Raw genomic sequence first — 13,267 nt, 5'->3', positions numbered from 1 at the left:
TATCGAGCAACGTGCGTGCCGAGCAACCTTATTCAGGCAAAGCCAGTTCCCGCGCACCTTCCGATGCCGCCCAGCGCTCCTTCACCGACCAGCGCTCATCGGTGCCCGGCTGCACGATCGTCAGCCGCCCTTCCGAAGCGAACGCGCCCGTATCGATATAAATCTGCGAGCCAATCTGCTTAACCGCGCGCGTCGGCGTGTGGCCGCAGTACGTGGTCGAAAGGCCGTGCTGACGCGCGGGATCGGCGTTGCCGAGTGCGAGACCACGTCCCCACAGCAACTGATTGCGCGCTTCATCGGAGTAATGAGCGGAATCGAGATCGGCGTCGCTGCCGAAGAATTCCGCATGCAGCACATTGAATCGATGCGCGCCCTGCCCGACCACGCGCACCAGCGGCAGCTTCGCGAGCCGCACCGCCAGTTCGCCCAATTGATCGTCGTGAAGCGTTTCCGCCCAAGCGCCGCCGATCGCGTACCACGCCTGACGGCGCATCGCGCCGGTCGCGACCGCGATCAGCGAATCCTCGTGATTGCCGAGCACCGGAAAGAACCACGGCTTGTCGATCAGATCGATGGCCGCGAGCGAATCCGTGCCGCGATCGATCAGATCGCCGACGGAGAACAACCGGTCGCGCGCGCCATCGAAAGCGATTTCGCGCAGCAGATAACGCAGTGCATCGACGCAGCCGTGGATATCGCCGACTACGAAGTCGCGTCCGGTTTCGTTGGCCGGATGCCTGCAAATGAGAGGATAAGTAGGATCATTCATGCGACCGATATTAGCGTCTGTCTCCGGGCGCGTGTGCGTGCTTGGTCGCTTATGTGAAACGATTCGAGCGCAAGTTTCGCGCGCACTCACCTTCGCCCTTTATCTCGCGATGATAATGCGGCAAAAGCTGCGGCACATCGGGCAAAGCCTTATCGAAGACGGGAATTGTTGCGTTTGAAAAAACCGCGAAACCCTCAGCCTCCTGAAAGGCGCATCGGCAATAATCGCAGGCGTCGCGCGAACCCATAACGGACCCTGACATCCGATGATAAAAATGCTTCCGCCCGTTTTGCGCAATCGACCGCGCGCCTTGATTGGTCTTGCAGTCGGCGTATGCGTCGGTCTGCTTTTGCCTTTCCCTCTGCGCGGAACGGTGCGCGCGCTGATCGGCTGGGACACGGCCGTGTGGCTGTATCTGCTGCTGATCTGGATTCGCATGGGCACCGCCGATCAGACCAACGTGCAGGAGCTGGCCGAACGCGAAGACGAGAACGCCGCGACCGTGCTGATGATCGTCAGCATCGCGGCGATGGCGAGTCTGGTGGCGATCGTCGTGGAACTGGCCAACGCCAAGAATCACGCCGACCCGTGGCTCAACTACGCGCTCACGGGCGCGACCATGCTCGGCGCATGGTTTCTGATCCCGACGATGTTCACGCTGCACTACGCGCGCCATTACTATCGATCGGACGCGCAGCAGACCGCACTCAAATTCCCCGATAAACATCTGAGTCCGGACTATTGGGACTTCCTGTATTTCTCGTTCACCATCGCGGTGGCCTCGCAGACCTCTGATGTCGCGTTGTGCTCCAGAGCAGTGCGCCGCACCGCACTCGCGCAATCGGTGTTGTCGTTCTTCTTCAATCTTGCCGTGCTTGGCCTGAGCGTGAATATCGCCGCGAGCATGGTCGGCGGATAAGCGCTTCCCCATCGCATCCCATCGCCGCCGTCATTCGAAACGCGGCTGTCACATGCACTCCACACGCACTCCATAAGCTCGAAGGCACGCCGTGTAAAAAAGCGGTCCGCGCGGCGAACCTTTTTACACGCGGCACGTTCGTGCCTTTTTAGGCAGCCGCTTAAGGCTTATTCAGACGATGGGCGGATTTGCGCGTGGTGCAACGCACACGCGCTTTTTTGCGTGGCACATCGATTGCTGCACTGCGCCAGCTATTCCAGATAAACCCTGATCAGCGATTCCAACGCGTGCCGATCGATTGCCCGACTGCCGCGCGCGTGCCATCCGCATGTGGAGCCCACTTTGCCCCTGAACGTCCTGCTGGTCGCCTCCGAAGCCGTTCCCCTCGCCAAGACCGGCGGCCTCGGCGATATGGTCAGCGCCTACGCCGCCGCCCTGCGCGAAGCGGGCGGCGATGCCACCATCCTGTTGCCCGCCTATCCGAACGCCATCGCCGCCGCTGAAAACGTCAGCACAGTCGGCACGCTGACCGGCTTGCCCGGCGGCGATGCCACGCTGTTGCGCGCGCGCATGCCGGATACGGGCGTGCCGGTGCTGTTGCTGCGCTGCGATGCGCTCTATGCACGCACCGGTCTCTATCAGGACGCACAGGGCCGCGACTATCCGGACAACGCCGTGCGATTCGCGACGCTGTCGGCGGCAGCGGTTCGCATCGCTCAGGGCGTGCGTGGGGTGAAGAAGCCCGACATCGTTCATGCGCACGACTGGCATACCGGCCTTACGCCGTTGCTGATGAAACACGCCGGCGTACAAGCCAAAAGCGTCTACACGATCCACAATCTCGCGTTTCAGGGCAACTACGCGCTGTCGCTCGGCGCATCGCTGGGCGTGCCGGAAAAATGGCTCGTGCACGCGCACAGCGATCCCAAGAGCATCGAATTCTACGGCGCGTTGAGTCTGATGAAAGCGGGCATCGTGCACAGCGATCGCGTGACGACGGTCAGCGAAACGTACGCGCGCGAAATTCTCACGCCGCGTTTTGGTCACCTGATGGAAGGCGTGCTGCAAAGCTGCAAGGACAAGCTTTCGGGCGTGGTGAACGGTATCGACAAGGAAACGTGGAATCCGGCCACGGATGCCACCATCGAACGCAATTATTCTTTTGACGATATGCGCGGCAAGCACGCCTGCAAGCGCACGCTGCAACGTATGTTCGGCCTGCCGGTCGGTCCGTTCGCGCCGTTGATGGCGATCGGCAGCCGCATGACGGGCCAGAAAATGGCCGATGTCGTGCTCGACGCGCTGCCGCGTTTGCTGGAGAAACATCCGCGCCTGCAACTCGCGGTGATCGGCAAGGGCGAGGCGTATATCGAAAAGGGATTCCGCAAGCTCGCGCAGCAGTGGCCGGATCGCGTGGGCGTGCATATTGGTTATGACGAGCGGCGCGCGCATGCGCTGCACGCGGGCGCGGACATTCTGCTGCATGGCAGCCGATTCGAGCCGTGCGGCCTGACGCAAATGTACGCGATGCGCTACGGCACGCTGCCGGTGGCATCGCGTGTGGGCGGCCTTGCAGACACGATTGTCGATGCAACGCAAAACGCCGTGCGCAACGTGCTGCGCCCGGCCGCTTATCTGCGCGATGGCACCACGGGTTTGCCAATCGCCGCCGCGCCGACACCCCGCCACGCCGAGCCGACCGGCTTCCTCTTCGACGGTGACCGCCCCGACGACATCATCGCCGCGACCACGCGCGCGCTCGACGCCTATATGCGTCCGCAACGCTGGCGCGCGCTGCAACGCAACGCGATGTCCTGCGATTTTGGCTGGAACGAAGCGGTCGGCAAGATGGTCGCACTGTATGTCGATGTCAGCGGCATGCGTCCGTCGCGCACCGCCTTGCGCGTGCGCCGTGTTGCGGAACCCACACCGCAGATTCATGTCGATGCGAAGGCGCTGGTTGCAAAGCGCGCCTGACCAGTTTCACCTCGTTTCATCGGGCGTCGCGGCACGCTACGTGCTCCGACAACGCTTGCGACCGTGGCGCCTTCCCGATGAAACACGCGGCGCATCGCGAGACGCGACCGAGGCCAGCGTCGATTAGCGGCGTTATAGTGAGTGAGGTCCGCGTTACATCGCATTGAGGCGGACAAGCTGTCAGCCAGTTTGGCCCGTGAGCGTGATCGCGATTCGCAGTGCCCGCATCCCCGCCACCGCAGGACGACTCTGGAAAAGACGAACGATGGAAAACCATCAAGCTCATCATGCGTATGCGCCCCGTATTTACTTCATCGATCCCCTGCTCGTCGGCCCGCTCGCGAACTGGCCTGCCCAGTTCGAGCACGCGGCCACGCTCGGCTTCGATCATGTCCTGATCAGCGCGCCCTTCGCGCCCGGCAGCAACGGGCATCGCGAAGCGGTGGCGGATCATCACAGCCTGCATCCTGTCTTCGAAGCACGAGGCGACGCCACCGCCGGTCTGCGTCAACTCGCCGATGCCGCGAAGAAGCACAAGCTCACCTTACTGGTCGATATCGTCATTAATCGTGTGAGCACGGAAGGCGGGCTTTATCAACAGAACACGCACTGGTTTCAGCCCTTCGAAAGCGCCGATGCGCGCCTCGATCCGCGTCGCGCGCCGCGTCAGCGTGACGTCGCGTATGCGAATTTTGCCGATGGCGAAGCCGCGCATGCGTTGACCGAATGGTGGTCGAAAGAACTGATTGCACTTGCCGATGCAGGCATCGGCGGTTATCGCTTCGACTGTCCGCATACGGTGCCCGCGCACGTGTGGCGCAGGCTTGGCGCGGCCGTGCGCGAGAAACATGCGGATACGCGCTGGCTCGCGTGGACCGTGGGCCTCACGCGTCACGATCTCTACGGTCTGACCGATGCCGGTTTCGACGCCGTGTTCGCCTCCACGCGCTGGTGGGATTTTAAAAGCGCCTGGCTGATCGATGAACACGCGGCCTTGTCGCGCATCGCGTCGCCGATTGCGTTTCCTGAAGATCCGTACGGCAATCGCCTGATCAACGATCTGACCGATACGAGCGATACCGCACTGGTCGAACGCGCGTACACCCGTTCGCTCGATATCGCTGCATCGCTCGGAACGGGTTTGCTCGTGCCGATGGGCTTCGAATACGGCGTCGGCCTGCCGATGTCGCCGCAATACGGCGTCGCAGCCGAATTCGAGCGCGCGCGCATGGAAGCGCGTATCGATCTGTCGGCGCAAATCAGGCGTGCAAACAAGCTCCAGCGTGAAATCGAAACGCTGGCGAGCGTCGGAGAATTGCGTTCGCTGACCGGCGCGGGCACGCCTTACGCCACGCTGATCCGCGCCGATGGCAGCGATCTGCGCACGAGCGAATCCGCCGTTGTGGTGATCGTCAACCCGGATAACGTCGCGCCGGTGCATGTTGACACGCTGCATCTGCTCGAATCCGTGCCGGGCAATTACACGCGCTTCGCCCCGCTCGACGATGCCAAAGCCAAGGCCGAGCGTCTTGCGCCTTTCATGCTCAAAGCCGGCGAAGTGCGTCTGTTCCGCGCCGAAGCTGAGCCGTTCATCCTGCTCGCGCAGCCGCAAGTGAAACGCGGCGCAAAGGCAGCTGATAAGAAGTCCGTAGCAAGTGCAATCGAAGCGCCGCGCGTATCGATCGAAAGCGTCACGCCTTCAGTCGATAACGGTCGATTCCCGGCCAAGCGGATCGTCGGTGAAGCGGTTGAGATTCAGGCCGCGATTTTCGCTGAAGGTCACGACAAGATCGCCGCCGCCGTGCAATGGCGCGCCGCCGATGAAACCGAATGGCATGAAGCACCCATGACGGCCGTGCAACCCGCCGGTCTCGACTTGTGGACCACACGCATTCCTTTGGAACGCGTGGGCCGTCACGAATTCGTCGTGATGGCATGGCGCGATGACTACGCGTCGCTCGTCGATCACATGCAGAAAAAGCTCAAGGCCGGGCAGACCGTCGAACTCGAAGTCGAAGAAGCGAAGCATCTGTTCGCGCTGATTCTTGCCGAAGTGAAGACGGTCGAAGATGCGGACAGCGCGCCGCTCGAAAAGATCGTCAAGGAATTCACGAAGGCCGAAGACGCGCGCAAGCTCGAACTCGTGCTCGCGCCGACGACCGCGAAGGCGATTGCAGCGGCGCGGCATCGTCCGTTCCTGTCGCGTGATCCGGTGGTGTATCGCATCGACTCAGAGCGCGCCGCCGCGCGATTCGCAAGCTGGTACGAAATCTTCCCGCGTTCGATGAGCGACGATGTGAACCGTCACGGCACGTTTATCGATGTGATCGGCAAGATGCCGCGTATCCGCGAAATGGGCTTCGACGTGCTGTATTTCCCGCCGATTCATCCGATCGGCGTGGCGAATCGAAAAGGTAAGAACAACTCACTGACCGCGCAACCGGGCGATGTCGGCAGTCCTTACGCCATCGGCGGAAAAGACGGTGGCCACGATGCGCTGCATCTCGAGCTCGGCAATCTCGATGACTTCAAGCGCATGCTCGACGCCGCGCATGAACACGGCATGGAGATCGCGCTGGATTTCGCGGTGCAATGCTCGCCGGATCATCCGTGGCTCAAAGAGCATCCGACGTGGTTCGCGTGGCGTCCCGACGGCACGCTGCGTTATGCGGAAAATCCGCCGAAGAAGTATCAGGACATCGTGAATCCTGACTTCTATGCGAAGGACGCGAAGCCGGAATTGTGGACCTCGTTGCGCGATGTCTTTCTGCATTGGATCGCGGCTGGCGTGCGCATTTTCCGCGTTGATAACCCGCATACGAAGCCGTTCCCGTTCTGGGAATGGGTGATCGGCGATGTGCGCGCGCGTCATCCCGATGTGATCTTTCTGGCCGAAGCGTTCACGCGTCCGCGCGTGATGAATCGCCTGGCCAAGCTCGGCTTCTCGCAGTCCTACACGTACTTCACCTGGCGCGAGTCGAAGCGCGATTTTCTGGAGTACATGCACGATCTCACGCAGACCGATGCCAAGGATTATTTCCGTCCGAACTTCTTCGTCAATACACCGGACATAAATCCGCGCTTTCTGCAAAGCTCCGGCCGTCCGGGATTCGTGATTCGCGCGGCCTTGGCTGCGACCTTATCGGGCTTGTGGGGCGTGTACAGCGGCTTCGAACTGTGCGAGTCCGCCGCACTGCCAAATTCCGAAGAGTATCTGGATTCCGAGAAGTATCAGTTGCGTGCCTGGGACTGGAATCGTCCGGGCAATATCGTCACCGAGATTACGGCGCTCAATCGCATCCGCCGCGCGAATCCTGCGTTGCAGACGCATCTCGGCGTGAATTTCCTGACCGCGCATAACGACAACATTCTGTTCTTCGAGAAGGCCAACGCTTCACGCGACAACGTGGTGCTGGTCGCCATCAACCTCGATCCGTTCAACGAGCAAGGCGCGGATATCGAACTGCCGTGGCAGACGCTGGAACGCTGGGGCGTGCATGAATGGGATGCGGTCGCGGTCGAAGATCAGGTGACCGGCGAACAGTTCGAATGGCGCGGACGCCGCCAGCATGTACGGCTCAATCCGCATTCGCTGCCATTCGCGATCTGGCGCATTTCGCCGACATGGGGCTTGCCGAAGCCGCACACGAACGAGTAAGCGAGGCAGCAGTACCAACGCATACAAAGAACATTGGAGCAAACCGTGGATACAAGGGTGAAGCGCAACAAGAAGGCGTCGATTCTCAACGACGATCCGCTCTGGTACAAGGACGCGATCATCTATCAGGTTCACATCAAGTCGTTCTTCGATTCGAACAACGACGGCATCGGCGATTTTCCGGGCCTGCTTGCCAAGCTCGACTACATCGCGGAACTCGGCGTCGATGCGATCTGGCTGCTGCCGTTCTATCCATCGCCCAGACGCGATGATGGTTACGATATCGCCGACTATCGCAATGTGCATCCGGACTACGGCACCATCGCCGATGTGAAGCGCTTCATTCAGGAAGCGCATGCGCGCGGCATTCGTGTCATTACCGAGCTTGTCATCAATCACACGTCTGATCAGCATCCGTGGTTTCAGCGCGCGCGGCGTGCGAAGCCGGGATCGAATCATCGGAACTACTACGTATGGTCCGATACGGACAAGAAGTACGAAGAGACCCGCATTATTTTTATCGATACGGAGCCTTCGAACTGGACGCATGATCCCGTTGCGGGACAGTACTACTGGCACCGCTTCTATGCGCACCAACCCGACCTGAACTTCGATAATCCCGCTGTTATCAAGGAAGTGCTGAGCGTGATGCGCTTCTGGCTGGATATGGGTATCGACGGGCTGCGGCTGGATGCGGTGCCGTATCTCGTGGAACGCGAAGGCACGAACAACGAGAATCTGCCGGAGACGCACTCCATCCTCAAGCAGATTCGCGCGACCATCGACGCGGAGTATCCGAACCGCATGTTGCTCGCCGAAGCAAACCAGTGGCCGGAAGACGTCAAGGAATATTTCGGCGATGAAGACGAATGCCATATGGCCTTCCACTTCCCGCTGATGCCGCGCATCTACATGTCGATTGCGAGCGAAGACCGCTTCCCGATCACCGACATCATGCGTCAAACGCCGGATCTCGCCGAGACGAATCAATGGGCGATTTTCCTGCGTAATCACGATGAACTCACGCTCGAAATGGTTACCGATTCCGAGCGCGATTACTTGTGGAACACGTATGCAAGCGATCGCCGCGCGCGTCTGAATCTTGGTATTCGACGCCGTCTTGCGCCGCTGATGGAGCGTGATCGCCGCCGTATCGAACTGATCAATTCGCTGCTCTTGTCGATGCCCGGCACGCCCGTGATCTATTACGGCGATGAACTCGGCATGGGCGACAACATCCATTTGGGCGATCGCGATGGCGTTCGGACTCCGATGCAATGGTCGTCGGATCGCAACGGCGGCTTCTCTCGCGCCGATCCCGAACAACTCGTACTGCCGCCGGTGATGGGATCGCTGTATGGCTACGATGCGGTCAACGTCGAATCGCAGAGCCGCGATCCGCATTCGCTGCTGAACTGGACGCGCAAGATGCTTTCCGTGCGTCGCGCAAAGCAGGCATTCGGACGCGGCACGGTTCGATTCCTGCGCCCGAATAACCGCAAGATTCTCGCGTATCTGCGCGAGACCGAAGGCGAACCGCCGATCCTTTGCGTGGCGAATCTTTCACGCGCGCCGCAAGCGGTTGAACTCGATCTGTCGGAATTCGCAGGCTCGGTGCCGCTGGAAATGACGGCCGATTCGCCGTTCCCGCCCATCGGCCAGTTGACGTATTTGCTGACGTTCCCGCCGTACGGCTTCCTGTGGTTCCAGCTTTGCCCCGGCAACATGCGGCCAGCGTGGGCGCAAGCGCCTTCGGAGCAATTGCCCGAATTCGTCACGATGGTGATTCGCGCGGGTCAAACGGGACCGACGCCGGAGAACGTGCGTCTGCTCGAATCGGAAGTGCTGCCGAATTATTTGAGCAAGCGCCGCTGGTTTGCATCGAAGGATCAGAAGCTGCATGCGGTGCGCCTCGCTGCATTGACGACGATCGAAGGCGCGGGCTTCGCGTTCACCGAAATCGAAGCGGATGTAGGCGATCATTGCGAGCGCTATGTATTGCCATTGTCGATTGCTTGGGGCTCCGAAACAACTTCGCCCTTGTATATGCAGTTGGCGCTGGCGCGCGTGCGTCGCAATCGCAATATCGGTCACTTGACGGATGCGTTCTCGGTGCCGTCGTTCACGTACGGCGTGCTGCGCAAGCTCGCGGAACGCGCTGTAGTCGAAACGGTGCAGAAGAGTCAGATTCGCTTCCTGCCGACCGAACGTCTGATGGAACTCGACTTCAATCCGTCCGAGCCGCCGGAAATTCGCTGGCTCGCGGCCGAGCAAAGCAATAGCTCGCTGGTGATTGGCGACAAGGTCGTGCTCAAGCTGGTGCGCCGGATTGTCGGCGGCATTCATCCGGAAGCGGAGATGAGCCGCTATCTGACCAAGCTCGGGTATGCGAACACGGGGCCGCTGTACGGCGAAGTCGTGCGCGTCGATCCGGAAAACGTGCCGCATACGCTCGTCATTCTGCAAGGCTTTATCGACAATCAGGGCGATGCCTGGAATTACGCGCTCGATTATCTGCGCCGTACCGTGGATGAACTCGCGGTGTCGGTGGATGCCGAGCAGAACATGCCCGAGCATGATAAGGAAATCGAAGGATTCGAAGGCTATGGAAATATCGCGGGCATCATCGGCAAGCGTTTGGGCGAGTTGCACGTCGCGCTCGCCACGCCTACCGACGACGAAGCCTTCTCGCCGCAGCGCGCATCGAAGGAAGACGTCAAGGGCTGGCTCGATGGCACGCTGAAGCTGCTGAATTCCGCGCTCGATATCATCACGCAGAAGATTGGCGACTTCAGCGAGCACGATCGTTTCCTCGCGCAAAGTCTGCTCGATCGCCGCGACATGCTGGTCGATGCAGTGAAGAACCTCGTCAGCGATCACGCCGATGCACTGTGTATCCGTATCCACGGCGACTTCCATCTGGGCCAGGTTTTGATGGCCCAAGGCGATGCGTATCTGATCGACTTCGAAGGCGAACCGGCGCGCACGCTCGACGAACGCCGTCGTAAAACCAGCCCGCTGCGCGATGTCGCCGGTCTGCTGCGCTCGCTGTCGTATGCCAGCGCCGCTGCCCAGCCGACCACGGAAAACGCGCCTGCGCAAACCGCAGACAGAAAGCGCGCGCTTTTCGAACGACTGCGCGCTTTTGCCGAGGAAAGCTTCTTGCGTGAGTACATGGAAGCGATCGCGTCGTCGCCGGAAAGCATTGCGGGCGACGATGTGTTCCAGCCTTTGCTCGATCTCTTCCTGATCGAGAAGGCCGCTTACGAAATTCGCTACGAAGCAGCGAACCGGCCGACCTGGATCGGCCTTCCGTTGCGGGGTCTCGCGTCGCTCGCGAGCCGCTTGCTTGGCGATACGGGCGAGCCGCCCGCGCCCGGCACGCGTCCCGTGTTCGAAGCAAACAAGGACAACCCGGATGGAACTCACCATGAATAATCGTAGTGATCCAGGAGCGGATACGAGAAATCCGGCGCACGGTCTCAATCCGCTCGATATCGATGCACTGGTCGATGCACGGCATCCCGACCCGTTCTCGATGCTCGGCCTGCATGACACCGATCAGGGTCATGTGGTGCGTGTGTTCGTGCCGAATGCGTCAGGCGTTTCTGTGGTCGATGCATCGAATGGCGAAAGCATCGGCACGCTCGTGCGTATCCACGATGCAGGGCTTTTCGCGGGCTTCGTGACGCATCCGTGTGCGTATCGCTTGTTGATCGACTGGCATGGCACACCGCAGGAAACGCACGATACCTATGCGTTCGGCCCGGTTCTGTCGGATGAATGGCTCGCGCGTTTATCGCAGGCTGATCCGTATGCCGTGCTCGAATGCTTAGGATCACGACCGATTACGCACGGCGGTGTCGCGGGCGTGCGTTTCGCGGTATGGGCGCCGAATGCGCGGCGCGTGTCGGTGGTCGGTGACTTCAATACGTGGGACGGACGCCGGCATCCAATGCGTATGCGTCATAACGCGGGCGTGTGGGAACTGTTCGTGCCGGGCATCGGCGCGGGCACGCGTTATAAGTATGAGGTCGTCTCTCGCGAAGGCTGGACGCTGCCGCTCAAGGCCGATCCTTGCGCGATGCAAAGCGAGAAGCCGCCATCGACCGCATCGGTGGTGGCGGATGGCGATGCCATCGACCATTACGCATGGACGGACGCGGAATGGATGAGCACGCGAGGCGGCAAGCAAACCGCGCAATCGCCGATCACGATTTACGAAGCGCACGCGGAGTCGTGGCTGCGCGTGCCGGAGGAAGCCAATCGCGGCATGAACTGGCACGAGCTTGCGGAGCGCCTGATTCCGTATGCGAAGGGCATGGGCTTCACGCACCTCGAATTTATGCCGATTGCGGAGCATCCGTTCGGTGGATCGTGGGGATATCAGCCGCTTGGTCAGTTCGCGCCGTCCGCGCGATTCGGCACGCCCGAGCAATTCGCCGAGTTCGTGAATCGTGCGCACGAGGCGGGATTGGGCGTGATCATCGACTGGGTGCCCGCGCACTTTCCGAACGATGCGCACGGTCTGATTCAGTTCGATGGCACGCCTTTGTATGAGCACGCGGATCCGCGCGAAGGCTATCACCAGGACTGGAACACGATGATCTACAACCTCGGCCGCAACGAGGTGAGCGCGTTCCTGATCGCATCGGGTCTTGCATGGCTCAAGCGTTATCACGTCGATGGTCTGCGTGTCGATGCGGTCGCTTCCATGTTGTATCGCGACTATTCGCGCAAGGCCGATGAGTGGGTGCCGAATATTTATGGCGGCCGTGAGAATCTCGAATCGATTGCGTTTCTAAAGCGATTGAATCATGAAGTACGGCAGATTTCTGGGGCGATTACGGTTGCCGAGGAATCGACTGCATGGCCGGGTGTGACGGCGAGCGTCGAGTCGGGTGGACTGGGCTTCGACTTCAAGTGGAACATGGGCTGGATGCACGACACGCTGCACTACATGGAAGAAGACCCCGTGTATCGGCAGTATCACCATCATCTTTATACGTTCGGGATGGTGTATGCGTACTCGGAGCGTTTTGTTTTGCCGTTATCGCATGATGAAGTCGTGCATGGCAAAGGCTCGTTGATCGGCAAGATGCCGGGGGATCGCTGGCAGAAATTCGCTAATTTGCGGGCTTATTTCGGGTTTATGTGGACGCATCCGGGGAAGAAGCTGTTGTTTATGGGTGGTGAGTTCGGGCAGGTTGCCGAGTTCAATCACGATGAATCGCCGCATTGGCATTTGCTCGATGATGCCCTTCACGGCGGCTTGCAAAAGCTCGTGCGTGATCTGAATATGCTTTATGTGAATGAGCCTGCTTTGCATAAGCTTGATAGCGATCCTAGAGGCTTTGAGTGGATTGTTGGGGATGACAACGGGAATAGCGTTTATGCGTATCGACGTACTGATGCTGAAGGGCGTGATCTTGTTGTTGTCTGCAATATGACGCCGGTGCCTCGGCAGGGGTATCGGATTGGCTTGCCGCGTGGCGGGCGGTGGAGCGAGGTTTTGAATTCCGATGCTTCTGTTTATGGTGGGTCGAATATGGGCAATGGGGGCGTGATTCACGCCGAAGATGTTTTTAGTCATGGACGGGGGCAGTCGGCTGTGCTTACTTTGCCGCCGTTGGCTACTATTGTTTTGCGGGCTGACTAAGGTCGTTTTTGTTAGGTGCTGCTTCTCTTTGTTGTGCGGCTTATGCACTAGCCGCCTCCCCGGCGGGGGGATCACTTTCTTTGCTGCTGCAAAGAAAGTAATCAAAGAAAGCAGCTTTTTCAACCAGACACTGCACGTTGAAAGGGCAAGTGGATTAATGTTTTCGCTTGGTGACAATAGCCCGCCGCCACGGAGGCCTGCCCGGCCTGCAAGCGGATGGGTCAGCTTGCGTTTTAGCAGTTCGAGCGCTTAAGCAAAGTGGTTCGCGCTCATCCGCGCGGCGTG

6 protein-coding genes are annotated in these 13,267 nt (G+C 60.0%); 5 read left to right on the top strand and 1 reads right to left on the bottom strand.

What is annotated here, in order from left to right:
* Nucleotides 1–28: 28 nt before the first annotated feature.
* Nucleotides 29–769 (bottom strand): metallophosphoesterase, encoded by a 741-nt coding sequence (locus P7F28_RS11745; RefSeq protein WP_277184658.1) that lies wholly within the window; start codon nt 767–769, stop codon nt 29–31.
* A gap of 265 nt (nt 770–1,034) precedes the next feature.
* On the opposite strand from P7F28_RS11745, the gene P7F28_RS11740 reads away from it, so the two are divergent.
* The 5 genes from P7F28_RS11740 to glgB all read left to right on the top strand — a co-directional run bounded on the left by P7F28_RS11740 (nt 1,035) and on the right by glgB (nt 12,982).
* On the top strand, nt 1,035–1,688 hold the full coding sequence (locus P7F28_RS11740) for a DUF1345 domain-containing protein (protein ID WP_277184657.1): 654 nt from the start codon (nt 1,035–1,037) through the stop codon (nt 1,686–1,688).
* Nucleotides 1,689–2,030: 342 nt separating this feature from the next.
* Nucleotides 2,031–3,665 carry a glycogen synthase GlgA gene (gene glgA / locus P7F28_RS11735; RefSeq protein ID WP_277184656.1) on the top strand — a complete coding sequence of 545 codons (1,635 nt, stop codon included), beginning with the start codon at nt 2,031–2,033 and terminating at the stop codon, nt 3,663–3,665.
* Nucleotides 3,666–3,930: 265 nt separating this feature from the next.
* On the top strand, nt 3,931–7,323 hold the full coding sequence (locus P7F28_RS11730) for a maltotransferase domain-containing protein (protein ID WP_277184655.1): 3,393 nt from the start codon (nt 3,931–3,933) through the stop codon (nt 7,321–7,323).
* A 57-nt stretch (nt 7,324–7,380) separates the two neighbouring features.
* Nucleotides 7,381–10,761, top strand: a complete 3,381-nt coding sequence (treS, locus tag P7F28_RS11725) for a maltose alpha-D-glucosyltransferase (RefSeq protein ID WP_277184762.1) — start codon at nt 7,381–7,383, stop codon at nt 10,759–10,761.
* Nucleotides 10,754–12,982, top strand: a complete 2,229-nt coding sequence (gene glgB / locus P7F28_RS11720; protein ID WP_277184654.1) for a 1,4-alpha-glucan branching protein GlgB — start codon at nt 10,754–10,756, stop codon at nt 12,980–12,982. The genes treS and glgB overlap by 8 nt, the downstream gene beginning before the upstream one ends.
* Nucleotides 12,983–13,267 lie beyond the last annotated feature (285 nt).

It is taken from the genome of Caballeronia sp. BR00000012568055 (genome assembly GCF_029439455.1).
Classification (GTDB): Bacteria; Pseudomonadota; Gammaproteobacteria; order Burkholderiales; family Burkholderiaceae; genus Caballeronia.
Note: the sequence above shows the minus strand (reverse complement) of the source record. Positions and strands in the feature narration are given on the sequence as shown.

Coding starts and splice junctions, on each gene's coding strand:
- glgB (WP_277184654.1), top strand. CDS start 10,754: ATGAATAATCGTAGTGATCCAGGAGCGGATACGAGAAATCCGGCGCAC.
- P7F28_RS11740 (WP_277184657.1), top strand. CDS start 1,035: ATGATAAAAATGCTTCCGCCCGTTTTGCGCAATCGACCGCGCGCCTTG.
- P7F28_RS11745 (WP_277184658.1), bottom strand. CDS start 769: ATGAATGATCCTACTTATCCTCTCATTTGCAGGCATCCGGCCAACGAA.
- P7F28_RS11730 (WP_277184655.1), top strand. CDS start 3,931: ATGGAAAACCATCAAGCTCATCATGCGTATGCGCCCCGTATTTACTTC.